Origin of the sequence: Sphingomonas sp. NCPPB 2930 (assembly GCF_042867205.1) — a bacterium.
GTDB lineage: Bacteria > Pseudomonadota > Alphaproteobacteria > Sphingomonadales > Sphingomonadaceae > Sphingomonas.
In genome coordinates, this window is sequence record NZ_JBHZQU010000060.1 from 1 (window position 1) to 285 (window position 285).

Genomic DNA, 285 nt, shown 5'->3' on the forward strand with positions numbered 1-285 from the left:
AGTATAGCTGAAATAGAGGATGCTGGGGAAGGTAGCTTATTTGTGTACAATCCAAAAGAGGGGATTTATCAACCTGCTTGGGATATAGTTCCTAAATTAGTAAGAAGATTAGAACCTTCTTTTAGGAGTGCTGATATATACGAGACTATTTGTGCACTAAGTTGTAGCTGTAAAAATGTAAGTATATATCAAGGTTTACGTTACATAGCTTTAGGGAATTGTATTTATGATACTTATTATCGGTATGGAATGAAATACAGTCCTTCAATTGTGTTTACACATAAG

At 33.7% G+C, this 285-nt stretch carries 1 protein-coding gene; it reads left to right on the forward strand.

Annotation, left to right across the window (positions count from 1 at the left end):
• The coding region (locus ACFX59_RS18340; RefSeq protein WP_387434506.1) for a hypothetical protein at positions 1 to 285 on the forward strand (285 nt) is incomplete at both ends.